This window comes from Kitasatospora sp. NPDC058115 (assembly GCF_042884635.1).
GTDB lineage: Bacteria > Actinomycetota > Actinomycetes > Streptomycetales > Streptomycetaceae > Kitasatospora.
In genome coordinates this window covers 1-26,056 of sequence record NZ_JBHVTL010000028.1, presented here as the reverse complement: position 1 = coordinate 26,056, position 26,056 = coordinate 1, and the positions used below count along the sequence as shown (strand labels likewise).

The window sequence follows — 26,056 nt, the reverse complement described above, 5'->3', positions numbered from 1 at the left end:
CGGCGCCGGGGTGGGGTCGCGGGGGCGGTCAGGCGACGGTGGTGAAGGCGGCGTCGACGGCCAGGACGGCGAGGGCGCCGGCCTCGGCGGCGGGGCGCAGGTCGAACACGCCGGTGAAGGGTCCCGTCACCAGCAGCAGGACCTCCTGGGAGCGCAGCGCGCGCCACCATTCGCGCCCGGCCATGATCGAGGTGTCGAGCCAGGTCTCCCCGCTGGGGCGGTGCACGGTCAGGCGGGGTGCGGCGGCGGTGACGGACCAGCCCGGCGCGGGGCCGTCCTCGGGGAAGCCCGCCTGCCGTGACCAGCCTTCCTCGACCCGCAGGGGGCCGGCCACCGGGGCGGGCACCACCAGGACCGGGCGCCGGTCGGGCAGCAGTTCCGGCCAGGCGCCGTCGATGAGTCCCGCGTTGGTGGTGGTGATCTCCATGCCCCGCCCCTTGCCCCGCATTCCGTCCCGGCACACTCCCCGCCCCGGGCAGCGTCCATCATCCCCCACTTCGCCGCCCGTGTCCCGGGTTGCCGCCAACCGCACGGGCACCTGCGGGCAGGGCCGCCACGGGCCGAACGCCCGTTCGTGGAAGTGGTGTTGACGGCCCTTCGGGGGCGAACGGGCGTTCGGGAACGGTGCCGTGGCGGGCCGGCGGGGCGCGTCAGGAAGGGGGCGGGGTGGGGCCGGCCCGGGGTGGGGTGGGCCGGCCCGGGGTGGGGCGGGGTGGGGAGGGGTCGGCCCGGGGGCTGCCCGGCTCCGGGCCGTCCCCTCCCGTGGGTGTCAGCGGTTACCAGACCTTGTCGAACCGGAACAGGTCGGCCTGGAACTGCATCTGGACGATGTGGTCCCCCTCGCCGCCGCCCTGGACGACCAGCCAGCCGTTGCTGTTCTGGGCCTGGAAGGCGGTCAGGCCGGTGCCCGGGACGGTCTTGCCCCAGAACACCTCGCGCGCGTCCCAGTTGCACTCCTCGGTGATCAGCCAGACCCCGTCGCCGGCGGCGCCGCGGTCGATGGCCAGGCACCACCAGCGCATGTGGTCCTTGAACTTGTAGAACTTGGCGTTCGGGTCGTTGGGGTCCTGGCGGCTGCAGACCTGGAACTGCTGGTTGGCGGCGCCGTTCCAGCGGTACTGGACGATGGAGCCGTGGTCGTCGCGGCTCTTGGACACGTCGAGCACCAGGTTCTCGTTGCTGCCGTACTTGGTGGGGGTGAAGATGCGGTACCCGCCGCCCTCGCAGCTGTAGCCGTCCATCGGGTCGGACGCCGAGGCGGCGGGAGCCGCGACGGTCATCAGCGCGGCGGCGGTGACGGTGGCGCCGAGGACGGCGCCGATGCGCCGGGCGGGGCTGTTCCTGTGCCGGGTCCTGGCCATGGTGTGTCCTTGCCTCCTGGTCGGTTCGCCTGACGGGGCCCGGGTCACGGGCAGATCTTGCGCTGGGCCGCCCACCGGACCGTGCCGGGGGGCATGTACTGCGTGCACTCCACCGTGCCCAGCTCGGCGTCGCCGAACGTGACGTAGCGGCCCTTGCCGGTCGAGCTGGAGTTGACCCAGTAGCCGGTGCCCGGGCCGGAGCGGGCGCACAGGTAGCGGGCCCACTCGCCGGAGACCTCCAGGACGCCGCGGTAGAGGCCGTAGTAGCCGGGCACGTTGATGTCGAAGCTCTGGGTGCGCTCGGTGGTGCGGGTGGTGCTGCGTTCGGTGGAGACCGAGAACCCGACCTTGACGCCGACCTCGGAGAGGGTGGACTTGTAGCTGGAGTTGAACTCGGTGTTGTTGTTGATGCTGGTGTTGATGGTGGTCTGCTCGCGCATCGTCTGGGTCTGGCGGCCGGTCGTTCCGGGGGCCACGTTGAACCCGATGAACTCGGTGATGACCGGTTTGACGGTGGCGGAGGTGATGTCGTCCCAGATCCTCTCGACGTCGGGGTTGCAGGCGGGGCCGGGCGGCGGTGTGGCGTGGGCCGGTACGGCGCCCAGTCCGAGGCCGGCGAGCGTCAGGGCCGCGGCGAGGGCGGTGGCCGGCGCGGCGCGCCGGCGCCTGCGGGCGGGGGTGGGGGTGGGGGTGGGTGAGGTGCTCACGAGGGTCTCCCTGCGGTTAGGGGGAACGGTCCGCTGCGAACTACCGGAAATCCTCGGCCACGGCGCGGCGGGCTTTCCATCCCACGTTCCTGAGGGGCGTTTGTGGCGGAGCACGGGCAAACGGCGGGGGCGCTCGCGGGCGCCCGGGCCGGCGGGCCGGGCCGGGCGCGGCCTGGGGCGGAGCCCGGGCGGGGGCCGGGCAGGGGGCCGGGCAGGGGGCCGGGCAGGGGGGGCCGGGCGGGGTGTTCAGCCGGTGTCGGCGAGGGTGCGGTAGGCGTAGGCGGCGGACATCAGGGTCATGTAGTGGTGCCAGCCCGGGTAGGAGCGGCCCTCGAAGTCCTGAAGGCCGAAGTCCTGGGTCAGTTCGCGTACCGCCTCGCCGGTGCCGGCGTGACAGGAGACGAGGGCGAGGAGGTCCTCGGGGCGCCGGCGCACCAGGTTGGTGATCCACACGACGGTGGGGTAGCGCGGGTCGGTGAACAGGCGGTAGGTCTCGCGGGCGCGGGCGCCGGCGGCGGAGGGCAGGCGTACCAGGGTGTGGCGCACGCCCGGTGGGGAGACGCAGGCGGCGGCGGGCAGGTCGCGTCCGGTCTCGTCGAGCGGCAGGACCGCGAACACGCCGGGCACGGCGAGCACGAAGTCGTGGCAGTGGTGGGTCAGCAGGCGCAGCAGGCCGGCGGTCTCCTTGCTGTCGCGCAGGTCGGCGACGATGGGGGCGGGGGCGATGCCGGAGCGTTTGAGGCGTTCGACCATGTCGAAGGTGTCGGCCCAGATCGGCTGGCCGGGGGCGTCGCGGGGCACGCGGGCGCGTCGGCGCAGGCTCGGCAGGGACCATTCCTGGGGCAGGTGCAGGCGCCAGTCGACGGGGACGGCGGCGGTGGGGCCGGCCAGGAACAGGCCGGTGCCGACCTGGCAGTTGACGGTGCGTCCGAGTTGGGGGACGAAGCGCCGGTGCACTCCGCAGGAGTGGTCCCCGCGTTTGGGCACGACGGTGGTGACCACCGTCCACGCCCGTGGGCGCAGGTGGGCCTCGGCCCAGCGGGCCAGTTCGCGGCGTACCGGTTCCCAGGGCCAGGGGCTGGAGTTGACGAACTGCTGCAGGGACTGCGAGGCGGTCGGGGAGTCGGTGACGGCGGCGGCCAGGTGGCGGACCGTCTTCTTGCCCGGTGCGGTGAGCAGTCCGTGGAGGTAGGCGTGGCCGCGGCGGCGCTGGTCGGCGCGCTGCAGGTGGACGAACAGGACGTCCGCGAAGGCGGACAGCCGGTCGGTGGGATGTGGCGGAACAGTGGCAACAGGGCAGTGCGGCAGCATTGGTACCCTTCCCCCTCGAAGCACGTCTCCTGCCGCCAAGAATAATTGAGCTGACGATGTTTCCGGAGTCCAGGAACCGGACAAAGAACACCCGGTCAAATCGACGTCATATCGAGGTCAAGACGCCGGATGCAGGGGGAATCGGCCAGCAGCGGATTCCGGGATTCCCAATCCGATGTGGCCGCTCTGCGTCCGCGGCACCGTGTTGCTGGTTCACTCAGCACACGAGGCGGTTGCTTCGCGCCGTCCTCCCGGTACCCGCCGCGACGGCGGCGCTCGCCTCGCAGAATTCCCATCCGCCCGACCGTGCGACCGCCCAATGCCCCTCGGAGTCATCAGATGCAGGAACGAGCAGTGCGAACCCGAATCGCCCTGGTACACGCAGCCGCCGCGGAGTTCGACCGGCACGGCTATGCGGGCACGTCCATGCTGCAGGTGTGCAAAGCGGCGGGCATCACCACCGGTGCGCTCACCTTCCACTTCGGTTCCAAGGGTGAACTGGCGGACGCCGTGCAGGATCTGGGGCGCAGTGCCGTTCGCGCCGCGGTGGAGCGGGTGACGGCGCGCCCGGCCCCGGCGCTGGATCTGATCGTGGAGCTGACGATGCGTCTGGCGGGGTTGCTGGAGGACGACATCGCGGTGCGTTCGGCCGCGCGGCTCACGCGGGAGCGTCCCGAGGGGCGGCTGAGCCTGTCGGCGTCGTGGCTGCCGACGGTCAGCCGGCTGGCCGACCACGCGCACCACGCGGGTCAGTTGCGGGTCGGTACCTCGCCGGCGGCGCTGGCGGCGCTGGTGTCCTACCTGCTCACGGGCGCCGAGGACCGGACGCGGGCGGCGCTGGGGGGCACGGGGCGTCCGGACGCCGTGCAGCAGGTGCAGCAGATCTGGGGGATCGCGTTGCCGGGGATCTGCGCCGAGCGCGGGGTGTGAGCGCGGGCGCCCGGGCAAGGCCGGCGGGCGCGGGCCGCAGGGCGCCGGGCGGCTGAACCCGGGGGCCGGGAGGCCGGGTTGCGGGCACGGGCCGGGGGCCGGGCGCCGGGTGCGGCCGGCCGGGGGCCAGGTGGCCGGGCGCCGGGTGCGGGCGGGTCGGGGCGGGTGGATGCGGGGCGGGCGGATGCCGGGGGGCGGGGCGGGCGGCGCCCGGGTGCGGGTGCGCGGGGCGGGCGGGGCCCGGGCGGGGGCGGGCGCAACGCGCGGAGAACCGTGTGGCCGGCGGGACCCGAGCGCCCGCGCACGACCCCTGCGCATTGCCGTGGCCGCAATGGCGCCGCACCCCCGGGCGCGGGCCCGGAAAATGCGCGCGATGACCCAAAGTGGACGACGAGTGTCACGTCCTCGTCTCGTCCCCGCCTGCCGCGGCGGCGAGGATTCCATCCACCACGAACTCGCGACCAGCGCGTCCGGCTGACTAATCCTCAGCCCTGTCCGGCATGCCTGCATTCATTTATCCAGGAGGATTCCATGGCGAAAGCCGAACGCATGGACGTGGTCATCGTCGGTGGCGGGATCGCCGGATCCGCGCTCGCCGCCGCCCTGGCCGGCGACGGCCTCGATGTGCTGCTCCTGGAGCGGCAGGCCGTCTACCGGGACAAGGTCCGCGGCGAGGTGATCAACTGCTGGGGTGTCGCCGAACTCCTCGAACTCGGCCTGGAGGAGTGCATTCTCAAGGCCGGCGGCACCTACGTCGACCGGTTCATCGGATTCGACGAAATCGTCACCCCCGAAACCGCCCGCGCCAACGCCCTGCACCTGGACCGGCTGCTCCCGGGAATCCGCGGCGTCCTGGACGTCGGCCACCCGCAGGCCTGCGAGGCACTGTCGCAGGCCGCCCGCCAGGCCGGGGCCACCGTCGTCAAGGGCGTGGGCGACGTCATCGTCAGCGCCGGCGCGCACCCTGGCGTGCGCTACGAGTACAACGACCAGGAGTACGAGGTGGACTGCCGCCTGGTGGCGGGCGCCGACGGGCGGATGTCGACCGTGCGCCGCCAGCTGGGCCTGGGCCTCACCCAGACCCCGGCGAACTCGCTGGGCGGCGGCATGCTGGTGGAGGACCTGCACGCCTGGCCGGTGAACGTCACCTCCGTGGGCACCGAGGGCGACGTGCTGTACTTCGTCTTCCCCCGCGAGGGCGGACGGGCCCGGCTGTACCTGCTGCACGACGTCGCCCAGAAGGGCCGCTTCTCCGGCCCCGAGCGCCACAGCGACTTCCTGCGGGCCTTCCGGCTCGACTGCCTGCCCGACAACGAGATGTTCGCCTCCTGCACCCCGAGCGCGGTCTGCGCGTTCTACCCGATGAACGACGCGTGGGCGGACGCGCCCAGCGCACCGGGCGCCGTGCTGCTCGGGGACGCGGCCGGATGGACCGACCCGGTCATCGGCCAGGGCCTGTCCATCGCACTGCGCGACGCGCGCATGGTGCGCGACGCGCTGCGCGCCTCGCCCTCCTGGGGGCCGGGCACCTTCGAGCCCTACACCCGCGAACGCGAGATCCGCATGCACCGCCTGCGGATCTCCGCCTCGGTGCGCACCATGATGAACCTGACCTTCACCCCCCGCGGCGTGGCCCGCCGCCGCGCCTACGCCGAGGTGTGGCCCACCGACCCGCTGCTGGCGGGCTCGCGCCTGGCCACCTTCAAGGGCCCCTTCCACGTGCCCGCCGAGTCCTTCGAACCCGAGGTCATCGAGCGCCTCTTCGCCCTGGGATGACCCGCCCCCCGGGCGGCCCCGGCACCCCCGTGCCGCGGCGCACCCGGGCACCGCGCCGGCCCTCCTTGCGGGCGCGGGACGCGCAGCACTCACGAGAGGAGACACCCCATGCACGTCAAGACCGCCTCCGGTGACGAACAGATCCGCAAGAACGGGTGCGACATCCGCCAGCTCTACCCGTGGGAGGGCGTCGTCACCCCGCCCTGGAACAGCACCCTGTGCTCCATCAGGCCCCAGGAGTCCAGCACCCCGCACGGCCACGACACCGACGAGACGTTCATCTTCGTCAGCGGCCACGGGCGCGCGCGGGTGGGCACCGAGGAACGCGAGGTGGTGCCCGGCGACGTCATCTACATCCCCCACGGCACCAACCACATCGTCACCAACGACAGCGACGAGCAGGCGCTGACCTTCGTCAGCATCTACTGGCTGCAGCCCGCCGGACCCGGGGAGGACGCGTGAGCGGCGACACCGCGCACGACACCCCGCACAGCGGCGCGGACGGCGCCGCGGGCGGCTCGGCGGGCGGCTCCGTGGGAAGCGGCGGGGCGGGCGGGGGTGGGCGGCGCCGGCGTGTGGACGTCACGTTCTCCCCGCCCACCCCCAACGGGGACCTGCACCTGGGACACCTGGCCGGGCCGGTGCTGGGCAGCGACGTGTGCGCCCGCGCCCAGAAGATCCAGGGCCACGACGTGGCGTTCGGCACCAGCACCGACGACAACCAGACCTACGTCGTCACCACCGCCCGGCGCCTGGGCACCGAACCCGAGGCCCTGATCCGCCAGGCCTTCGACGCCGTCACCAAGACCCTCGCCCTCGCGGGCGTGGAGGTCGACCTGTTCGAGCGCCCCGACGCCGAGTACACCGCGTTCGTGAAGAACTTCTTCACCCACCTGTGGCGCCACGGCGCGTTCGACCGCCGCGAGGTGGACCTGCCCTACGACGAGGAGAGCGGCACCTACCTCGCCGAGGCGTTCGTCACCGGCCGCTGCCCCACCTGCCTGGCCCACGCCCGCGCCGGCGTCTGCGAGGCGTGCGGCCTGTACAACCTGCCCGGCGCGCTGCTCGCGGTGGGCGAGGACGCGCTGCCCACCCGGAAGGTGTCGATCTGGGTCCTGGACCTGGAACGCCACCGCTCGCTGCTCGCCCACTGGTACCGCTCCAGCGACATCCGCCTGCGCCCGGACCTGGAGAACGTGGTCACCCGCTCCCTGGCCGCACCGCTGCCCTACATCCCCGTCACCTACCCCGGCACCTGGGGCATCGCGGTCGACTGGGACGGACCCGACGCCGAGCCCCAGACCGTCAACGCCTGGCCGGAGATCTACGTCGGCCACCTCTACTGGCTGCGGCGCGCCCGCGACAACCGGCGCGAGGACGTCGAGGAACTGGTGCAGTTCATCGGCATCGACAACGGCTTCTACAACGCGTTCGTGTACGTGGCCCTGTCGCTGCTGGCCGCACGCCACGGCCTGCCGGTCGAACTGCCCCGCACCCGCACCCTCACCAACCAGTACTACCTGCTGGAGGGCCGCAAGTTCTCCACCAGCAAGGGCGACGTGCGCTGGGCCGGGGAGTTCCTGGAGGCCTACGGACGCGACCGCACCCGCTTCGTGCTGTCGCTGACCAGCCCCGAACTGCAGCAGTCCGAGTTCAGCGAGCCGGTGGCCACCGCCACCCTCGCCGCCCGTTTCGACACCCCGCTGGCGACCATCGCCACCACCCTCACCACCGCCCTGGCCGGGCACCGCGCCGACCACGAGCCCTCCGCCTGGTGGGCCACCGCCCTGCACGCCACCCGCCGGCGCTTCGAGCAGGCCTACCAGACGCAGACGTTCTCCGTGCGCAAGGCCGCCGAGGCCCTCGCCCTGCACCTGGAGGTCCTCGCCCTGCGCTGCGCCGACCTCGACACCGAGGACCCCGCCGAGACCAGCGGCGCCCTGCGATTCCTGTGGACGCTGCGCACCCTGGCCTGGCCCGTGACCCCGGACCTCGCCGAACAGGTCGCCACCGCGTTCGGCGCGCCCTCCACCACCGGCGTCCCGCCCCTGCTCGCCGACCTCGACCGCCTCCCGCCGGCGCCCTTCGCCGGCCTCACGGCCCCCCTGCCCCCCACCCCCCAGAACACCTGACCCCACCCGGGGCACACCCGAACCACCCCCGGAACACCCACCGGGGGGGGTGCCCCCGGGACGCCCAACTCCCCGGGGGCAACCTCGGAACAACCGAATCCCCCGGGGGCGCCCTCGGGACGCCCAACCCTCCTCCGGCGGCACCCTCGGAACAACCGAATCCCCGGGGGGGCACCCGCGGGACGCCCAACTCCCGGGGGGTGCCTTCGGGATGCCCGAACCGCCCCCCCCCGGGGGGGTGGCCCGGCCCCCCGGGGGGTGGCGGGTGCCGGGGCCGGCAGGCCCGCCCCCCCCCTTGTTTTCCTCGTCCTTTCGCCCACCTGTCCCGTGCCGACCGGCACACCCCACGCCGCAAGGGAATCGACGCATCATGCAGCGCACCTTCATGCACTCCAAGATTCACCGCGCGACCGTCACCGACAGCAACCTCAACTACGTCGGGTCGATCACCATCTCCCCCGAACTCCTCGAAGCCGCCGGCATCGGCGTCTACGAACTCGTGCACGTCGTCAACGTCAACAACGGCGCCCGCTTCGAGACCTACACCATCCTCGACGACTCCCCCAACCCGCCCGCCGGGCACATCGTCGTCAACGGCGCCGCCGCCCGCCTCGTGCAGACCGGCGACAAGGTCATCATCATCAGCTACGCCCAGCTGACCGACGAGGAGCGCACCGACTTCAAGTCCCGGGTCGTGCACGTCAACGACGCCAACGAGATCACCGAGACGGCCCTGCTGAGCGCCTGAGCGCACACCCCCGCCCGCCCTGCCGGGAGCAGCAACCCCCCGGGCCCCCGGGGGCAGGACACCCCACCCCCCGTTTCCGCGTGTGCCGGGTGCCTGCCCCCGGGGCCGGGTCCTGCTGCGCACGCGACAAGTTGAGGATGCGTGAGTAGTGAAGACGAACAAGGTTCACCCCATCCTGGGCATCGGGTTCGGACCGGCGAACCTCTCCCTGGCCGTCGCGCTCGACGAACTCGGCCGCCCCGACGACGCCCACTTCCTCGAACGCTCACCGGGCTTCCAGTGGCAGGACGAGCAACTGCTGCCCGGCACCGACATCCAGAACAACCCGTTCCGCGACCTGGTCATGCAACGCAACCAGGACAGCCCCTACACGTTCATCAAGTACCTCGCCTCCCGCGGCGCCCTGACCGACTACCTCCACCTGAACGCCAAGTTCCCGCTGCGCCGCGAGTACGCCGGCTACCTCGCCTGGGTCGCCCGCTCCTTCGCCGAGCACGTCGACTACGGGCAGAGCGTCCAGGCCCTGGGCCTGGTGGAGGACAGCGACGGCGGCGAGCTGTTCAGCGTGCGCACCCACGAGGGCGCCCGCTACCTCGCCCGCACCGTCGTCGTGGGAACCGGCCGCTCCCCGCGCATCCCCGCCCCCTTCCGCACCCCCGCCGCCACCGGGGCGGGCGTCTTCCACTCCACCCGCTACCTGTCCTCCATCGAGGCCCTCGCCGCACGCGACATCCGCGTGGCGGTCGTCGGCGCCAGCCAGAGCGCCATCGAGATCGTCCTGGACCTGCTGGCCCGCCCCAACGTGCGCCAGGTCACCTCCATCCACCGCGGCATCGGCTTCCGCCTCAAGGACACCAGCCCCTACAGCCGCCAGGTGTTCCTGCCCGAGTTCGTCGACTACTTCCACCCCCTGCCCTCCGCCACCCGCCGGCGCCTGCGCGCGGAACTGCGCTCCATCAACTACGCCGCCTGCGACCAGGACGTCATCGACCGCCTCGTCGGCCTGCAACGCGAATACGAACTCACCGGCAGCGACCGGCTGCGCCTGGCCCCCTTCACCGAGGTCACCGCCCTGGAGAACGCACCCGGCGGCGGACACCGCCTGAGCGTCCACGACGTCAACCACCTCACCCGCGACACCATCGACACCGACATCGTCGTCCTGGCCACCGGCTTCAAGGACTTCGGCACCGGCGCCCACGACGAGCGCTACCACCCCCTGCTCGAAGGCCTCGCCCACCGCCTGCCCCTGGACGACGACGGCATCCCCGTCGTGGAACGCGACTACTCCATCACCCTCAAGGCCTCCGCCTCCGCCCCGCGCCCGCTGAAGGTCTACCTCAACGGCCTGTGCGAGGCCAGCCACGGCATGGGCGACGCCGGCGCCCTCGCCATGCTCTCCGTACGCGCCTCCGACGTCACCGCCTCCCTGCTCCACCTCCACGAGGACGACACCCCCCGGCACCGCCCGGCCGAACGGGTCCTGCAGTGAGCACCACCCCCGGCGCGGACATCGCCGTCGTGGGCGCCGGCGTCATCGGCCTGGCCACCGCCGAACGCCTCGCCGCCCACGGCGCACGCGTCGTCCTCATCGACGACACCGGCGCCACCGGCGGCGCCACCAGCGCCTCCGGCGGCCTCGTACGCGCCTTCGACCCCACCACCACCCACGCCGCCTGGGCCGCCGAAGGCTGCGCCGCCTACCAACACCGCGGCCCCCACGGCACCTGGCCGCACCTGCGCGCCCACGGCAGCCTCACCCTCCTGGACCGCGACACCCTCACCACCGCACACCCCGCCCTCACCACCGCCCACGACGCCGGCCACAGCGCCCACGTACTCGACGCCCACCAGATCACCCACCACTTCCCCGCCCTGCGCACCCCCGACCACCTCCTCGCCGTCCACGAACCCCACGCCGGCTGGCTGCCCGCCCAGGACCTCACCCGCGCCCTGCTGCACGAAGCCACCACCCACCCCACCACCCGCCTGCTCACCACCCGCGCCACCGCCCTGCTCACCCGCCCCGGCGACACCCGCGTCCACGGCGTGCAGACCACCACCGGCCCCGTCCACGCCGACGCCGTCCTGCTCGCCGCCGGCGCCGCCAGCACCCCCCTGGCCGCCACCGCCGGCATCCACCTGCCCCTGACCACCCGCGCCGTCGGCTACTGCCTCTTCCACATCGAGGACACCACCCACCTCGCCCACCTGCCCACCCTCGTCGACACCACCACCGGAGCCTGGCTGCGCCGCTGGGACGACGACCACACCGTCCTCGCCGGCGTCACCAGCACCCGCACCGGCATCCCCCCCACCGTCCGCCACCACGTCACCCCCGCCGAAGAACACCGCATCCGCACCGTCGTGCGCGAACGCTTCCCCCCGCTCGCCCACGCCCGCGCCGTCGGCGGCGTCAGCGCCTACGACGCCCTCACCCCCGGCACACCCGGCACCGTCACCCGCTGGAACCAGGCCCCGGGCCTGGTCACCGCCGTCGGCTGGAACGGAGGCGGCTTCAAACTCGCCCCCGCCGTCGCCCGCCACGCCGCCACCGAACTCCTCACCGCGGCCAGCCGATGACCGACACCGACTCCTGGCGCCTCAACCCCACCGACGAAATGCTCCACCACAGCGCCCACACCCTCGGCTCCACCCGCATCGTCCAGGTCCTGTGGCACACCCCCCGGCCCCTGCCCGCCCACGCCCTCGACGACCTGTGGCACCACCTCAACCACGGACTGCTCAGCCGCCGCGCCCACCACCCCCGCCTGCCCGGCGCCCGCCGCGCCTGGAAACCCGCCACCAACACCGACCCCCCGCACCACCAGACACACCCCCTCACCCACACCACCGCCCCCGACTGGATCGACGACCAGATCCGCATCCCCCTACCCGCCGGCTCCACCCGCCTGTGGCACCTCGCCAGCGCCCCCTACGACGGCGGCCACCTGATCTCCCTGACCGTGCCCCACTTCCTCAGCGACGGCCTCGGCATCCTGAACGCCCTCGCCACCACCACCCGAGCCCACCCACCCACCGGCCCCCGCCACAGCGACACCGCCGACGCCCTGCGCCAGATCACCCGCGCCGCCCGCCACACCGCCCGCTGGACCCTCCACCTCGCCACCGACCCCCACCTGCGCACCACCCTCACCACCGCCCTGCACCCCACCACCAACAACACGACAGCAACCGGTGCGGCCAACAGTGCAGCCAACGGGACAGCAGCCGATGCGGCGGGCACCGCCGCGAACGGTACGGCGAACAGGACTGACGGCACGGTAAGCGGGACCGCGAACGGTGCGGCGAACGGGACTGACGGCACGGTAAGCGGGACCGCGAACGGTGCGGCGAACGGGACTGACGGCACGGTAAGCGGGACCGCGAGCGGCACGACGGACGGGACTGACGGCACGACGGACGGGACCGCAAGCGGGACGGCGGGCGGGGCGGGGGGCGGGTCGCAGCCGCGGTTCTTCACCACCGCCGTCCTCGACATCGACGCCCACGCCTGGGAGGAACGGGCCCGCGCCCACGGCGGCACCGTCAACAGCCTCTTCCTGGAGATCGCCGCCAACCTCCTGCGCGCCCGCCTGCCACACGCCGCCCACCACGGCCTCACCCTCGGCATCCCGATGAACCTGCGCCGCGCCGACGGCGACGAACGCGCCAACGCCCTCGTCGTCCTCCCCCTGCCCCTGCCCGGCGGCCCCCCACACCACGACGACCTGCACCCCACCCGCCGCGCCACCAAACACCTCCTGCAGACCTCCGCCACCCACCGCACCACCCTCGTCCCCGAACCCCTGTGGCACCTACTGCCCGAACACCTGGCCACCCGCCTGAAAAACCCCGGCGCCCAGCAGACCGACGCCGTCGCCTCCAACTTCGGCGACATCCCCGACGCCGTCGCCCGCTGCGCCGGCCCCACCGCCACCCGCGTGGCCCTGCGCACCATGAACGTCCCCGGCCTGATCCCCGAACGCGCCCGCCTGCGCGCCTCCCTGTGCCTGGCCCGCCTGGGCCCACGCATGACCCTGACCGTCACCGCCATGCCCGACCACTTCGGCACCCGCGACCACCTGCACCACCTGGTCACCGAAGAACTGACGGCCTGGGGACTGACCGCACAACCGTGGTGGCCCGCCCCCCCGCCCACCACGAAGGAGAACTGATCCCCATGCCCACACCCGTGCCCACCAGACCCGCCAACCCCGAACGCTGGTTCCGCACCCGCCCCGACTCCTCCGTCCTCACCCGCCCACGCCTGCTCGCCCGCTCACTCATCCACGCCACCGACCTCGACGACCACATCACCTTCTACGAACACCTCCTCGCCGTGGACGCCGACCTGCGCATGCCCATCCCCGACTTCGGCGGCCTGGAACTGGCCGCCATCGGCAACCTCCTGCTGATCGCCAGCGAACGCCCCTTCACCCCCATGCAACGCCGCACCGCCTACTCCCTGATCGTCCCCTCCCTCACCACCCAACTCACCCTCCTGCACACCACCGCCACCACCGTCCTCGAAGCCCCCGAACCCATCCTCCCCGGAGCCCGCGCCCGCGTGCGCTACCCCGACGGCCAACTCGCCGAACTCGTCGAACACCGCCCCTACCCCGGCGAACAACCCCGCACCCGCACCACCACCAACAGCGCCAACGACAACACCGCCGACAACAGCACCAGCAACGCTGTCGACGGCGGCAGCAGCGGCGGCACTGACGGCAGCGGCGGCGGTGCGGCGGCGCGGGACAGGGCACCACAGCTGCTCGTACGCCGCGCCGTCCCCGAGGAAGACTTCACCACCACGCTACGGCTCTACGAACACCTGCTGCAGGCCCCCGCCCTCACCGGCCCCGCACCCACCGGCCCCCACCCCGCACGCTGCGCCGTCATCGGCAACCTCCTGCTCGTCGCCCGCACCACCCCCGACCCCGCACCCTGCCCCACCGCCCTCGTCCTGCCCCCCACCGCCACCGCCACCACCGGCAACGGCAACGGCCACAGGAACAAGGACGGGAACGGGGACGAGGGCGGGGGCACGGTGCTGCTCGCCGGAGGCGTACGCGCCGAACTCTGGCAGACCCCCCACGGACAGCAGCACTGACCCCGTACCCCCGACACGCACGTACGCGAGCGACACCCCCGGACCACCCCGCACCGCCCGCCCCCCCTTTCCCGCTGTTCGGACCTGTGGAGGATCGGACCCATGGCCTTCGTCATCGCCCAGCCCTGCGTGGACGTCAAGGACAAGGCGTGCATCGAGGAATGCCCCGTCGACTGCATCTACGAGGGCCCGCGCAAGATGTACATCCACCCCGGCGAATGCGTCGACTGCGGCGCCTGCGAACCCGTCTGCCCCGTCGAGGCCGTCTACTACGAGGACGCCGTACCGGCCCCCTGGACCCCCTACACCACCGCCGAACGCGAGTTCGCCGACACCCTCGGCTCCCCCGGCGGCGCCGCGGCCACCCAGGCCGCCACCACCGACCACCCCACGATCGCCGCCCTGCCGCCCACCACCACGGACAGCTGAGAGCACCGCGATGACCACGCCCGTCGTCCTCGTCACCGACGACCTCGCACCCGCCGCCCTGGACGCCCTGGGCCCCTGCGTGCAGGTACGCCGCATCCCCGCCGGCGACCACGCCGCCCTGCTCGCCGCCGCCCCCGGCGCGCACGCGCTCCTCGCCGGCCCCGACACCGACGTCGACGCCACCGTGATCACCGCCGCCCGCGACCTGAAAATCCTCGCCCGCCACGGCACCGGCCCGAACCACCGCACCGACCTGCCCGCCGCCACCCGCGCCGGCATCACGGTCCTCGCCCCACCCGCCCCCCAGGCCCTGTCCGTCGCCGAACTCACCTGCGGCCTGATCATCGCCACCGCCCGCCACATCCCCCAGGCCCACACCACCCTCACCACCGGCACCTGGAACCGCACCGCACACACCGGCACCGAACTACTCGGCAAAACCCTCGGCGTAATAGGCCTGAGCACCGCCGGACACCTCGTCGCACAACGCATGTCCGCCTTCGGCATGCACATCCTCGCCCACGACCCCACACACCCGACACACGCAGCAGACACGCACGCGGTGGACACGACGGGCACGGGCGCGACGGACACGGCAGACGCGGGCACGACGGGGGCGGTGGGGGTTCGCATCGTGACGCTGGAGGAGCTGCTCGGCGCCTGCGACGTCATCACCCTCCACGAACCCGCCGGCCCCGCCACCCTCCCCGTCCTCGGTCACGACCACCTGCGCCGGGTCAAACCCACCGCCCTGATCGTCAGCGCCGAACACGCCGGCGCCCTCGACCACCGCGCCCTGGCCCGGGCCCTGGACGAAGGACGCATCGCCGGCGCCGCCCTGGACATCCCGGCCGCACCCGGCCCGCACACCACCCCCGCGAGCGCCACCCTGGCCGCCCACCCCCGCGTCGTCGCCACCCCCGCCCTCGCCACCCGCACCACCGAGGCCCGCGAACGCGCCCACACCCAGGCCGCCCACGCCGTACGCCACGCCCTGCAATCCGCCCACGACCCCGGCCCGCACAGCATCAACCTGCCCGGCGCCGGCACCGACCCCCAGGTCACCGCGTTCGTCCCCCTCGCCCGCCACCTCGGCCGCATCCTCACCGCCCTGGGCGACGGCACACCCCCCCAAGGCCTGCGGATCACCACCCACGGCGACCTCACCCGCCACGACACCCGCCTGCTGCAGGCCGCCGCCCTCGCCGGCATCCTCGACGACCTCACCGACGAACGCGTCACCCCCGTCAACGCCCCCCTCATCGCCCACGACCACGACATCGACGTCCACCCCGCCACCGCCGCCCCCTGCCCACGCCACCGCACCACCCTGAGCGTGCGCGCCCACCACACCGACGGCCGCACCACCACCGCACGCGCCACCGTCACCGGCCCCCGCGCCCGCCACCGCCTCACCGGCATCGACGACCACGACCTCGACCTCCCCCTGGACACCCACACCCACCTGCTCCTGCTGCGCTACAAAGACACCCCCGGCATGATCGGCGCCTTCGGCCGCGTCCTGGGCGACCTGAACCTCAACATCGCGCACATGCAGGTCTCACGCACCACCGAAGGCGGCGAAGCACTCGCCGCCATCACCCTCGACACCACCCCGGCCCCCGCCCCGGCCCCGGCCCCGGCCCACAGCGCCCCGACGGCCCCGGCCCGCAGCGCCCCCACGGCCGCGGCCCGCGGCGCCGCCGGCGCCCTGACGGCCCTGACGGCCGCCGGCCCCGGCGTGCACACGGCCAGGTCCGTCGACCTCACCGACCGCCACCACCCCACACCACCGCACACGGAGGATCCGTCATGACGGACGTCACGGGCTGCCCCGTCCACCACAGCTTCGACCCCCTGGGCGAGGCCTACATCGCCGACCCCTACCCGATCCTGACCGGGGTGCGCGAAGAGACCGCCGCCTTCTACGCCCCCTCCATCGACATGTGGGTCATCACCCGCTTCGACGACATCCAAAGCGCCCTGATGGACCCCAAGACGTTCTCCGCCGCCGTCGGACAACGCCCCGTCTTCCCCCTGTCCGACGAAGCGCAGAACATCATCAAGGCCGGCTTCCACGCCTACCCCGTCATGTCGGACTGCGACCCGCCCCGCCACACCCGCATACGCCGCCACAACCAGAAATCGTTCTCCGCCCGCCGCATCTCCGCCCTGGAACCCAAGGTCTGGGCCAAGGCCGAAGAACTCCTCGACGCCGTCGAACCCGGCTCCGGCATCGTCGACCTCGTCTCCGCCCTCACCTACCCCCTGCCCGCCTACATGATCTTCACCTTCATCGGCTTCCCCGACGAGGACATGGACATGCTGAAGTCGTGGTGCGGCAACCGCATCGCCTTCAGCTGGGGCCGCCCCACCCCCGAAGAACAACGCGACATCGCCTCCAACATGGTCAACTACTGGCAGTACTGCGAAGAATTCGTCGCCAAACGCCTCGCCGAACCCGTCGACGACTTCACCAGCGACCTCATCCGCATCCACCAGGCCGACCCCGAAAGCCTGCCCGTCTCCGACATCACCAACGTCGCCTACGGACTCAGCTTCGCCGGCCACGAAACCACCACCAGCTTCACCGGCAACGCCATCCGCCGCCTGCTCGTCAACCGCCCCCAATGGGACGACCTGTGCGCCGACCGCACCCTCATCCCCCAAGCCGTCGAGGAAATCCTGCGCTACGACAGCAGCATCCCCGCCTGGCGACGCATCACCACCCGACCCGTCACCGTCGGCACCACCGACATCCCCGCAGGCGCCAAGATCCTCCTCCTCCTCGGCGCCGCCAACCGCGACACCAACCACTTCGAAGACCCCGAAACCTTCAACGTCCACCGCGACGACTCCCGCAAACACCTCGCCTTCGGCCAAGGCATCCACTACTGCATCGGCGCCCCCCTCGCCCGCATGGAAGCACGCATCGCCCTCGACCTCCTCGCCCAACGCGCCCCCGACATCAACCTCGTCGACAACCAGGACTTCGACTTCCCCGCCAACGTCTCCTTCCGCGGCCCCCGCAAACTCCTCGTCCACTGGCCCCACTAACCCCCACCCACCCCACCACCCGCCACCGGCCCCTCCCCCACCACACCAGACCACCGGCAACACCACCCCCCGCAACACAAACAACCGGCCCCCACCCGGCAAACCCCGACCACCACACCACGCAACCGGAAACCAAAACCGGGACCGACCGGACGACCGGGCCAGACACCGACCCGCAACCCGGACAGGACCCGACCCGGACCAGACAGCCAGGAACCGCAACCGGCCCGGAGCCGGATGGGGGTCGGGCGGGAACCGGAGCGGGGTGGGGGTCGGGTGGGGCGGGCAGGGGCCGGACGGCCGGGGGTCGGGTGGCCGGGCAGCCGGGAGCCGGAGCCGGGCGGGGACCGGACAGCCGGGAACAGGAGCCGGGCGGGGCCGGGCGGGGCGGCCGGGTGGCCGGGGTCAGGCCGGCGGTCGGGACGGGCAGGGGCCGGGCAACCGGCGGGCGGGGTCGCCGAGTGACCGGGGGTCAGCGTTCGTCGACCACCAGCGTCTGCAGCACCCGCCCGCACTGCCCCGCCTCGTCCGCCAGCACCCCCTCCGCCAGACCCGCACCCCGCGCCGCAGCCGCCGTCGCCGAACGCAGACACAACCACGACCCCACCGGATCACGGTGCACCAGCAACGTCACATCCGTGTTGATGACGAACCGCCGATGATGATCCAACTCGAAAGCCACCGCCCAACTGCTGTCCGCCAGCACCAGAGCACGCGTCAACGGCGTGTCCGAACAACCCGCCAGCAACGGAATACGCTGACGCGCCCACACCACCCCCGGCCCCGGCACATCAAAACCCCCACCCCCCTCGAACCGCCACTCCATCGCCGCGAGATACCCCTCAGAATGAGCACCCGCCATCACCGCCGCCGGCTGCACCCCCGGCACCCGCCCCACCCCCGGCCCCGGCGCCAGACACGGCGTGTCCACCGGACTCGCCACCACCCGCCACGCCCGCGCCAACGCCACCGTCCGCCCCCCACAGACGATCTCACCCTCCAGCAACTCCGCACGCCGCCCCGACCGCACCGTCCGCACCTCCACCCGCAGATCCGCAACCGGCACCGCACGCACCAACTCCACCGTCACACGCGCGATCCGCAACCCCTCCCTCGGCCGATAACGCTCCATCGCCCACCCCAACAACGCCGACGGCGGCCCCCCATGCTGCAACTTCGCACTCCACGGCCCCGCCGTCGCCGCACCACTCGCAAACACCCCCTCACCCACCTCCTCATAGAACGCCCCACCCACCGCCACATCACCAACACCCACAACAACCAACTCCCTTCACACAACCGAAACTTCCCCACACAACGACCTCGACCACCGCACAGCGCCGAGACCCCCACACCCCGAACACCCCCACCGATACCGCACCCCGACACACCCACGAAAGACCCCCACACACCAGATGCCGCACCCAGGAAGGCACGCAGACACCGCCTCGGCAACAGGCGTGCAGCAACGCCACGCCCAAGGAGGCTGCCGGCTACGGAAGAGGCCCAGCACACCACGTGGTGCCACACCCGGGAAGGCGTGCAAGTACGGCCCCGGGAACGGGTGTGAGCAGTGCCGCCCCCGGGAGGGTCGCCGGGTTGCCGGGTACGGCTGCAACTGCCCGACAGCACCGCACCCGAGAGCGTCGCCGGCTGCGGAAGGGACCCGGCACACCACGTGGTACCACACCCGGGAAGGTGTGCAAGTGCGGCCTCGGGAACGGGTGTGAGCAGTGCCGCCCCCGGGAGGGTTGCCGGGTACGGCTGCGACTGCCCGGCAGCGCCGCACCCGAGAGGGTTGCCGGCTGCGGAAGGGACCCAGCACACCGCGTGGTGCCACACCCGGGAAGGCGTGCAGGTGCGGCCTCGGGAACGGGGTGTGAGGTGCCGCGCCCGGGAGGGTTGCCGGGTTGCCGGGTACGGCTGCAACTGCCCGGCAGCGCCGCACCCGAGAGCGTCGCCGGCTGCGGAAGGGACCCAGCACACCGCGTGGTGCCACACCCGAGAGGGTGTGCAGGTGCGGCCTCGGGAACGGGTGTGAGCAGTGCCGGGCCCGCGAGGAGTTCCGGGTTGCCGGGTACGGCTGCAACTGCCCGGCAGCGCCGCACCCGAGAGGGTTGCCAGCTGCGGAAGGGGTCCAGCGCACTTCGTGGTGCCACACCCGGGAAGGTGCGCAAGTGTGGCCTCGGGAACGGGTGTGAGCAGTGCCGCCCCCGGGAGGGTTGCCGGGTTGCCGGGTACGGCTGCGACTGCCCGGCAGCGCCGCGCCCAAGGGGGTTGCCGGCTGCGGAAGGGACCCAGCACACCGCGTGGTGCCACACCCGAGAAGGCGTGCAGGTACGGCCTCGGGAACGAGGTGTGAGGTGCCGGGCCCGGGAGGGTTGCCGGGTACGGCTGCGACTGCCCAGCGGCGCCGTGCCCGGGAGGTCCGCCAGGCCACGGGCCGGCCGGCCGGCGGGTGAGCCGGCGGGTGGGTGGGTGGGTGGGTGGGGCGGTGGGTGTCATGACTTCGGGGCCGCCGCGGCCGGCGCGGTCGCGGATCCCCACTGCGCCCGGCCCCGCCCACGAAACCACCGCCGGTAGGAATCCGGCGGCACCCCGACCGTACGGGTGAAATGCCGGCGCAAGGTCGCGGCAGTCCCCATCCCGGTCTGCGCGGCAACCTGCTCGACACTGAGGTGCGTGGTCTCCAGCAACCGCTGCGCGAGCTGAACACGCTGCGTCAGCAACCACTGCAAAGGCGCCATCCCCGTACCCGCACGAAAACGCCGCACCAGCGTCCGCCGGCTCACATTGGCCTGCTGCGCCATGACCTCGACCGTCACCTGCTGGTCCAGCCGCTGCGCCGCCCAGGCCAGCACCTCCGTCAGCAACGGATCCTCCGCACCGTCCCCACCCTGCAACGACGGCGCCGGCGGGGACGGCACCTGCTCGTCCCCACCCTGCAACGGCGTCACCAGACGATACGCCAGCGCCTTCGCGACCGCCGGACCGTGATCGACCCGCACCAGATGCAGGAACAGATCCAGCGTCGCCGCACCACCCGCCGACGACAGAATGTCACCCTCGTCGACACACAACGCCTCCGCATCCACCCGCACCCGCGGATACCGGGCCGCCAGCAGATCGGCATGCGCCCAGTGCGTGGCCACCCGACGCCCGTCCAGCAACCCCGCGGCCGCCAGCACGAACGCCCCCGTGTCCGCACACACCATCCGCGCACCGGCCTCATGAGCCCCACGGATCGCATTCAACAGACCCGCCGACGGCATCCGCGTCACATCCGGCCACCCCAACACCACAACGGTGTGAGCCTTGGCGAGCTCCTCCAGAGAGCACAACCGCTCGATCCGGCACGCATCACAGCTGTCCACACTGTCGACCACATACGCCGCGAAGTCGTACCAAGGATCCGCCAGCGCCGCACGATCGACACCGAACACCTCACGCGCAGCCGCAAGATCAAGACCGGAGATTCCTGCAGCAAAAACCAGAGCTAGAGAAATCGGCATGACTCATACCGTCACCGCCGGAACGTTCCCGGTCAATAGAGTCGTGCCGAAGTATCCGGCAAATGCCGTGACACGACACGGAACCCGCGGACAGGAAGAGCCCGCACAGCATCAGCATAGCATCGGCGCAAGAGCGCATGAGCCACTTGTTTATCCCCACGGACCTGCCGAAGTCGTGGACGACCTGCCCCCACCCCACCCCACCCCACCACCCCGCCCACCCACCCGCACCCGACCCGCTGACCTGCACACACGCCCGGAACCCCCGCCTCCGGCACCGCACCCAGGGCCCGCTCCCCGAAAGGGTGATGTCGCAAAGCTGCCAGTCTCCCTCCCCGGGACCTGCTGGACTGGTCGCGCACCGAAAGGCCCTTCACAGGACGGAATTCATGGCCTCAACGACGACCGCCACTTCGCTCGAAGGCGGAACCGGCCGGCCCGTTCGATCACCCGTGGTCGAGTGGCTGGCGGTATTGTCGGTAATGCTGGGGATCTTCTCGATCGTCACAACCGAAATTCTCCCGATCGGACTGCTCACCTCGATCGGCTCCAGCTTCACCATCTCCGACGGGATGGCGGGGCTGATGATGACCATGCCCGGATTCCTCGCAGCACTCTCCGCGCCCCTGGTCACCGCCGCCACCGCACGCATCGACCGCCGCCTCATGCTGTGCGTGTTCATGCTGCTGCTCGCACTGGCGAACTTCCTCGCCGCCGCAGCACCGGACTACTGGCTGGTCCTGGTCTCACGCGTCATGGTCGGCATCACCATCGGCGGCTTCTGGTCCATCGGAGCCGGACTCGCCGACCGCCTCGTCCCCCCCGAGAAAGTCGGACGAGCCCTGTCCGTCATCTTCTCCGCCGTCCCCCTGGGCTCCGTCCTCGGCGTCCCCGTCGGCACCTTCATCGGCGACATCGCCGGCTGGCGCACCGCCTTCGTCGTCATGGGCGTCCTCACCGTCGCCATCCTCGCCCTGCTCCTCGCCGTCATGCCACCCCTGCCCCCCACCGAAACCACCCGCCTGAGCGTCCTCGCAGGACTCTTCCGCAGCACCAACACCCGCTACGCCCTCGCCCTGACCTTCCTGATCGTCCTCGCCCACTTCGGGACCTACACCTACGTCACCCCGTTCCTCGAACAGGTCACCCACGCCGGCTCCCGCGCGATCACCGTGTTCCTCCTCATCTACGGCGCCGCCGGCATCGCCGGCAACTTCCTCGGCAGCGCCCTGGTCACCCGCCACCCACGCACCGGCTTCGGCACCGCCGCCGCACTCCTGGCCGCCGCAACCCTCCTCCTGCCCGTCCTCGGACACAGCGACACCGGCGCCATCACCCTGCTGATCGTCTGGGGCATCGCCTACGGAGCAGTCCCCGTCTCCTCCCAAACCTGGTTCGCCAAAGCCGCACCCACCGCACCCGAAGCCGCCTCGGTCCTGTTCACCGCCTCCTTCCAGGCAACCATCTCCCTCGGCGCCCTCGTCGGCGGCGCCATCGTCGACCGCACCTCCCCCTCCACCGTCATGACCCTCGGCGGAATCACCGCCACCCTCATGGTCCTCACCACCCTCCTCCACCTCACCCACCGCCAAACCTGGCCCGACACCACACACCCCTAACCACCACCAACACCCACAACACCCCAGCACCCCGGCACCCCAGCACCCCAGCACCCCGGCACCCCGGCACCCCGGCACCCGCACAACGTCCCAACACCACCGGGACAAACCACCGGGACACACCACGGACACGCCACGGGCCCGCGCACAGCACACACCACAACAGCCACACCACCGCACCACCGGGAAGCGGCACCCGCACCACAGCACCCACGTGACACGGCACCCGCCACCGGCCCCTTCGCACCACCGGGGCACCCTCGTGACGTGGGACACCCGCACCACCGGGGCACCGCGGCACACACGCCACAACAGCCACGTCCCGCGGCACACGCACCACCCCGCAGCACCCGTCACACGGGACCCCGCGCGATGCACCACCCGCACCACCCCGCCCGCGCGACACGGCACCCTCGTGACACAGCACCCGCACCACCGGGGCACCGCGCCACACGCCGCCGGCCCCTTGGCACCACCGGGGCACCGCGGCACACGCACCACAACAGCCACGTCCCGCGGCACACGCACCACCCCGCGCGACGCGGCAGCCGCGTGACACAGCACCCGCCCCACCCTGCACCACCCGTCACGCGGCACCCTCGTGACACGGGGCACCCGCACCACCGGGGCACCGCGCCACACGCCACGGGCCCCGCACCACCCGTCACACGGGACCCCGTCCGATGCACCACCCGCACCACCCCGCGCGACGCGGCAGCCGCGTGACACAGCACCCGCACCACCCCGCACCACCCGTCACACGGCACCCCCGTGACGCGGGGCACCCGCACCACCGGGGCACCGCGACACACGCACCACCCCGCACCACCCGTCACACGGGACCCCGCGCGATGCACCACCCGCACCACCCTGAGCGACGCGGCAGCCACGTGACACAGCACCCGCACCACCCCGCACCACCCGTCACACGGCACCCCCGTGACACGGGGCACCCGCACCACCGGGGCACCGCGACACACGCCACGGGCCTTCCACCACCGGTCACGCGGCACCCGCACCACCCCCCCGCACCACCCGTCACGCGGAACCCCGCGCGACGCGGCTGCCGCGCAACGCACTCCCGCGCGGGCCGGCACCCGTACCACCGGTCACGCGGCACGCGCACCACAGCACCCCCGTGACACGGCACGCACCACCCCCGCACCACCCCCGCACCATCCGGGCGGCGCGGTGCCCCGCGCGAGGCACCACCCGCGCGAGCCGGCACCCCCGCACCACCCCGCACCACCCCGCACACCCGTGACGCGGGACCCGCGCCACCCCCGGCACGTGCCCGCCACGGCGACCCCCGCGGCGTGTACGTGCCGCGGCACGGCCACCACGCCACACCCCCCTGCCCCCGCCCCACCCGAAGGCGCCCCTACACCCCCGCCCGCCCGCACGGGCACGGGACCACGGCGCCCGCCCGCGCGGCCCCCAGGGCCACGCCCCCCGGCACCATCACCTACCGAGAGGACACCACACATGTGCGGAATAGTCGGCTGGGTGGACTTCGAGCGTGACCTGACCCTCGAACACGCCACCGTCAACGCGATGACCGACACCATGGCCTGCCGCGGCCCCGACGCCGAAGGCGTCTGGATCGACCGCCACGCCGCGATCGGCCACCGCCGGCTGTCGGTCATCGACCTCGAAGGCGGCCGCCAGCCGATGGTCGCCGAGGAGGACGGCCGGGCCCTGGCCGTCCTCACCTTCAGCGGCGAGATCTACAACTACCGCGAACTGCGCTCCGAACTGACCGTCCTCGGCCACCGCTTCCGCACCAACAGCGACACCGAGGTCGTCCTGCGCGCCTACCTCCAGTGGGGCCACGACATGGTCCACCGCCTCAACGGCATGTTCGCGTTCGGCATCTGGGACATCCGCCGCGAGGAACTCGTCCTCTACCGCGACCGCATGGGCGTCAAACCCCTCTTCTACTTCCCCACCCCCCACGGCGTCCTGTTCGGCTCCGAACCCAAAGCCATCCTCGCCAACCCCGCCGTCCCCCGCCGCGTCAACGCCGACGGCCTGCGCGAGATCCTCGACATGGTCAAAACCCCCGAACACGCCCTCTTCACCGGCATGGCCGAAATCCGCCCCGGCCACCTCGTCCGCGTCGGACGCCAAGGCCTGACCAAACACCGCTACTGGGCCCTGGAAGCCCGCGAACACACCGACTCCCTCGACACCACCATCACCACCGTCCGCGAACTCCTCGAAGACATCATCTCCCGCCAACTCATCTCCGACGTCCCCCTGTGCAGCCTGCTCTCCGGCGGCCTCGACTCCTCCGCCGTCACCGCCCTCGCCGCCAAAGCCCTCAAAGCCCAAGGCGCCGGCCCCGTCCGCTCCTTCTCCGTCGACTTCGTCGGCGCCGCCGAAAACTTCGTCCCCGACCCCCTGCGCGCCACCCCCGACGCCCCGTTCGTCCGCGACCTCGCCGAACTCGTCCACGCCGACCACAAAGAAATCCTCCTCGACAGCGACGACCTCAGCGACCCCGCCATCCGCGCCGCCGTCCTCGCCGCCACCGACCAACCCCCCGTCTGGTACGGCGACCTGTGGCCCTCCCTCTACCTCCTCTTCCGCGCCGTACGCGAACGCTCCACCGTCGCCCTCTCCGGCGAATCCGCCGACGAACTCTTCGGCGGCTACAGCTGGTTCCACGACCCCGAAGTCCTCACCGCCGAAACCTTCCCCTGGCTCACCACCACCCCCGCCCCCTTCTACGACGGCACCCCCCTCTTCGACCCCGCCCTCCTCAACCGCCTCGACATCCCCGCACGCCGACGCCAGGCCTACCACGAAGCCATCGCCGAAGTCCCCACCATCCCCGGCCAAACCGGCCTCGAAAAACGCATGCGCGAACTCGGCTACCTCAACCTCACCCGCTTCGTCAACACCCTCCTCGACCGCAAAGACCGCATGAGCATGGCCGTCGGCCTCGAAGTCCGCGTCCCCTTCTGCGACCACCGCCTCGTCGAATACGTCTTCAACACCCCCTGGGCCATGAAAAAATTCGACGGCCGCGAAAAAAGCCTCCTCCGCGCCGCCACCCGCGACCTCCTCCCCCAATCCATCATCGAACGCGTCAAAGCCCCCTACCCCAGCACCCAAGACTCCGGCTACGAAAAGAAACTCCGCGACCGCCTCACCGAAACCCTCACCAACCCCAACGCCCCCATCCACCCCCTCCTCGACCACAAAAAAACCAAACAACGCCTCAACAACCCCATCACCAACGAAAGCACCCAAATCACCCGCATCGACCTCGAAGTCCCCCTCGCCCTCAACAACTGGCTCCACACCTACAACATCACCATCACCGACTAACACCCACCACCACACCCCACACCCC

20 protein-coding genes are annotated in these 26,056 nt (G+C 72.2%); 14 read left to right on the top strand and 6 right to left on the bottom strand.

The window, feature by feature from the left end:
- Positions 1-28 precede the first annotated feature (28 nt).
- The 4 genes from ACFVVL_RS27290 to ACFVVL_RS27275 form a co-directional block, all read right to left on the bottom strand.
- Positions 29-427: a hypothetical protein gene (locus ACFVVL_RS27290; RefSeq protein WP_380289546.1), complete on the bottom strand. Its 399-nt coding sequence runs from the start codon at positions 425-427 to the stop codon at positions 29-31.
- A 349-nt stretch (positions 428-776) separates the two neighbouring features.
- Positions 777-1,361, bottom strand: a complete 585-nt coding sequence (locus tag ACFVVL_RS27285; protein WP_380289544.1) for an RICIN domain-containing protein — start codon at positions 1,359-1,361, stop codon at positions 777-779.
- 44 nt (positions 1,362-1,405) lie between these two features.
- Positions 1,406-2,068, bottom strand: coding sequence for a hypothetical protein (locus tag ACFVVL_RS27280; RefSeq protein WP_387679723.1), 663 nt, complete (start codon positions 2,066-2,068; stop codon positions 1,406-1,408).
- A gap of 246 nt (positions 2,069-2,314) precedes the next feature.
- Complete coding sequence (locus ACFVVL_RS27275) at positions 2,315-3,379, bottom strand: IS701 family transposase (RefSeq protein ID WP_380289540.1); 1,065 nt, start codon at positions 3,377-3,379, stop codon at positions 2,315-2,317.
- Between the two features lie 354 nt (positions 3,380-3,733).
- Between ACFVVL_RS27275 and ACFVVL_RS27270 the strand changes: the two genes are divergently transcribed.
- The 12 genes from ACFVVL_RS27270 to ACFVVL_RS27215 all read left to right on the top strand — a co-directional run bounded on the left by ACFVVL_RS27270 (position 3,734) and on the right by ACFVVL_RS27215 (position 17,564).
- The gene (locus ACFVVL_RS27270; protein ID WP_380289538.1) at positions 3,734-4,309 is read left to right on the top strand and encodes a TetR family transcriptional regulator; all 576 of its coding nucleotides are present in this window, start codon (positions 3,734-3,736) and stop codon (positions 4,307-4,309) included.
- A 531-nt stretch (positions 4,310-4,840) separates the two neighbouring features.
- Complete coding sequence (locus ACFVVL_RS27265; protein ID WP_380289537.1) at positions 4,841-6,085, top strand: NAD(P)/FAD-dependent oxidoreductase; 1,245 nt, start codon at positions 4,841-4,843, stop codon at positions 6,083-6,085.
- A gap of 108 nt (positions 6,086-6,193) precedes the next feature.
- The gene (locus ACFVVL_RS27260; RefSeq protein ID WP_380289535.1) at positions 6,194-6,547 is read left to right on the top strand and encodes a cupin domain-containing protein; all 354 of its coding nucleotides are present in this window, start codon (positions 6,194-6,196) and stop codon (positions 6,545-6,547) included.
- Positions 6,544-8,217 carry a class I tRNA ligase family protein gene (locus tag ACFVVL_RS27255; RefSeq protein ID WP_387679718.1) on the top strand — a complete coding sequence of 558 codons (1,674 nt, stop codon included), beginning with the start codon at positions 6,544-6,546 and terminating at the stop codon, positions 8,215-8,217. Before ACFVVL_RS27260 ends, ACFVVL_RS27255 begins: the two co-directional genes overlap by 4 nt.
- 370 nt (positions 8,218-8,587) lie before the next feature.
- A complete protein-coding gene (gene panD, locus ACFVVL_RS27250; RefSeq protein ID WP_380289531.1) occupies positions 8,588-8,965 on the top strand; it encodes an aspartate 1-decarboxylase in 378 nt (125 codons plus the stop codon).
- A 148-nt stretch (positions 8,966-9,113) separates the two neighbouring features.
- Positions 9,114-10,457, top strand: a complete 1,344-nt coding sequence (locus ACFVVL_RS27245) for a SidA/IucD/PvdA family monooxygenase (RefSeq protein ID WP_387679714.1) — start codon at positions 9,114-9,116, stop codon at positions 10,455-10,457.
- Positions 10,454-11,548, top strand: coding sequence for an NAD(P)/FAD-dependent oxidoreductase (locus ACFVVL_RS27240; protein ID WP_380289526.1), 1,095 nt, complete (start codon positions 10,454-10,456; stop codon positions 11,546-11,548). Before ACFVVL_RS27245 ends, ACFVVL_RS27240 begins: the two co-directional genes overlap by 4 nt.
- A complete protein-coding gene (locus ACFVVL_RS27235; RefSeq protein ID WP_387679710.1) occupies positions 11,545-13,143 on the top strand; it encodes a hypothetical protein in 1,599 nt (532 codons plus the stop codon). The genes ACFVVL_RS27240 and ACFVVL_RS27235 overlap by 4 nt, the downstream gene beginning before the upstream one ends.
- A 5-nt stretch (positions 13,144-13,148) precedes the next feature.
- Positions 13,149-14,078, top strand: coding sequence for a lactoylglutathione lyase (locus tag ACFVVL_RS27230; protein ID WP_387679707.1), 930 nt, complete (start codon positions 13,149-13,151; stop codon positions 14,076-14,078).
- Between the two features lie 102 nt (positions 14,079-14,180).
- Positions 14,181-14,507 (top strand): ferredoxin, encoded by a 327-nt coding sequence (gene fdxA, locus ACFVVL_RS27225; protein WP_380289520.1) that lies wholly within the window; start codon positions 14,181-14,183, stop codon positions 14,505-14,507.
- 10 nt (positions 14,508-14,517) lie between these two features.
- Complete coding sequence (locus ACFVVL_RS27220) at positions 14,518-16,323, top strand: NAD(P)-dependent oxidoreductase (protein WP_387679704.1); 1,806 nt, start codon at positions 14,518-14,520, stop codon at positions 16,321-16,323.
- Positions 16,320-17,564, top strand: coding sequence for a cytochrome P450 (locus ACFVVL_RS27215; RefSeq protein WP_387679701.1), 1,245 nt, complete (start codon positions 16,320-16,322; stop codon positions 17,562-17,564). Before ACFVVL_RS27220 ends, ACFVVL_RS27215 begins: the two co-directional genes overlap by 4 nt.
- 472 nt (positions 17,565-18,036) lie before the next feature.
- Here the strand turns inward: ACFVVL_RS27215 and ACFVVL_RS27210 are convergent, their stop codons facing one another.
- Positions 18,037-18,783: a thioesterase family protein gene (locus ACFVVL_RS27210; protein WP_387679930.1), complete on the bottom strand. Its 747-nt coding sequence runs from the start codon at positions 18,781-18,783 to the stop codon at positions 18,037-18,039.
- Positions 18,784-20,065: 1,282 nt separating this feature from the next.
- Entirely contained in the window at positions 20,066-21,076 is a 1,011-nt protein-coding gene (locus ACFVVL_RS27205) for a GlxA family transcriptional regulator (RefSeq protein WP_387679698.1), read from the bottom strand.
- A 482-nt stretch (positions 21,077-21,558) separates the two neighbouring features.
- On the opposite strand from ACFVVL_RS27205, the gene ACFVVL_RS27200 reads away from it, so the two are divergent.
- Complete coding sequence (locus ACFVVL_RS27200; RefSeq protein WP_387679695.1) at positions 21,559-22,695, top strand: MFS transporter; 1,137 nt, start codon at positions 21,559-21,561, stop codon at positions 22,693-22,695.
- Between the two features lie 1,485 nt (positions 22,696-24,180).
- Positions 24,181-26,031, top strand: coding sequence for an asparagine synthase (glutamine-hydrolyzing) (gene asnB / locus ACFVVL_RS27195; RefSeq protein WP_380289510.1), 1,851 nt, complete (start codon positions 24,181-24,183; stop codon positions 26,029-26,031).
- Positions 26,032-26,056 lie beyond the last annotated feature (25 nt).

Coding starts and splice junctions, on each gene's coding strand:
- ACFVVL_RS27285 (WP_380289544.1), bottom strand. CDS start 1,361: ATGGCCAGGACCCGGCACAGGAACAGCCCCGCCCGGCGCATCGGCGCC.
- ACFVVL_RS27260 (WP_380289535.1), top strand. CDS start 6,194: ATGCACGTCAAGACCGCCTCCGGTGACGAACAGATCCGCAAGAACGGG.
- ACFVVL_RS27275 (WP_380289540.1), bottom strand. CDS start 3,379: ATGCTGCCGCACTGCCCTGTTGCCACTGTTCCGCCACATCCCACCGAC.
- ACFVVL_RS27215 (WP_387679701.1), top strand. CDS start 16,320: ATGACGGACGTCACGGGCTGCCCCGTCCACCACAGCTTCGACCCCCTG.
- panD (WP_380289531.1), top strand. CDS start 8,588: ATGCAGCGCACCTTCATGCACTCCAAGATTCACCGCGCGACCGTCACC.
- asnB (WP_380289510.1), top strand. CDS start 24,181: ATGTGCGGAATAGTCGGCTGGGTGGACTTCGAGCGTGACCTGACCCTC.
- fdxA (WP_380289520.1), top strand. CDS start 14,181: ATGGCCTTCGTCATCGCCCAGCCCTGCGTGGACGTCAAGGACAAGGCG.
- ACFVVL_RS27220 (WP_387679704.1), top strand. CDS start 14,518: ATGACCACGCCCGTCGTCCTCGTCACCGACGACCTCGCACCCGCCGCC.
- ACFVVL_RS27200 (WP_387679695.1), top strand. CDS start 21,559: ATGCTGGGGATCTTCTCGATCGTCACAACCGAAATTCTCCCGATCGGA.
- ACFVVL_RS27290 (WP_380289546.1), bottom strand. CDS start 427: ATGGAGATCACCACCACCAACGCGGGACTCATCGACGGCGCCTGGCCG.
- ACFVVL_RS27265 (WP_380289537.1), top strand. CDS start 4,841: ATGGCGAAAGCCGAACGCATGGACGTGGTCATCGTCGGTGGCGGGATC.
- ACFVVL_RS27230 (WP_387679707.1), top strand. CDS start 13,149: ATGCCCACACCCGTGCCCACCAGACCCGCCAACCCCGAACGCTGGTTC.
- ACFVVL_RS27235 (WP_387679710.1), top strand. CDS start 11,545: ATGACCGACACCGACTCCTGGCGCCTCAACCCCACCGACGAAATGCTC.
- ACFVVL_RS27205 (WP_387679698.1), bottom strand. CDS start 21,076: ATGCCGATTTCTCTAGCTCTGGTTTTTGCTGCAGGAATCTCCGGTCTT.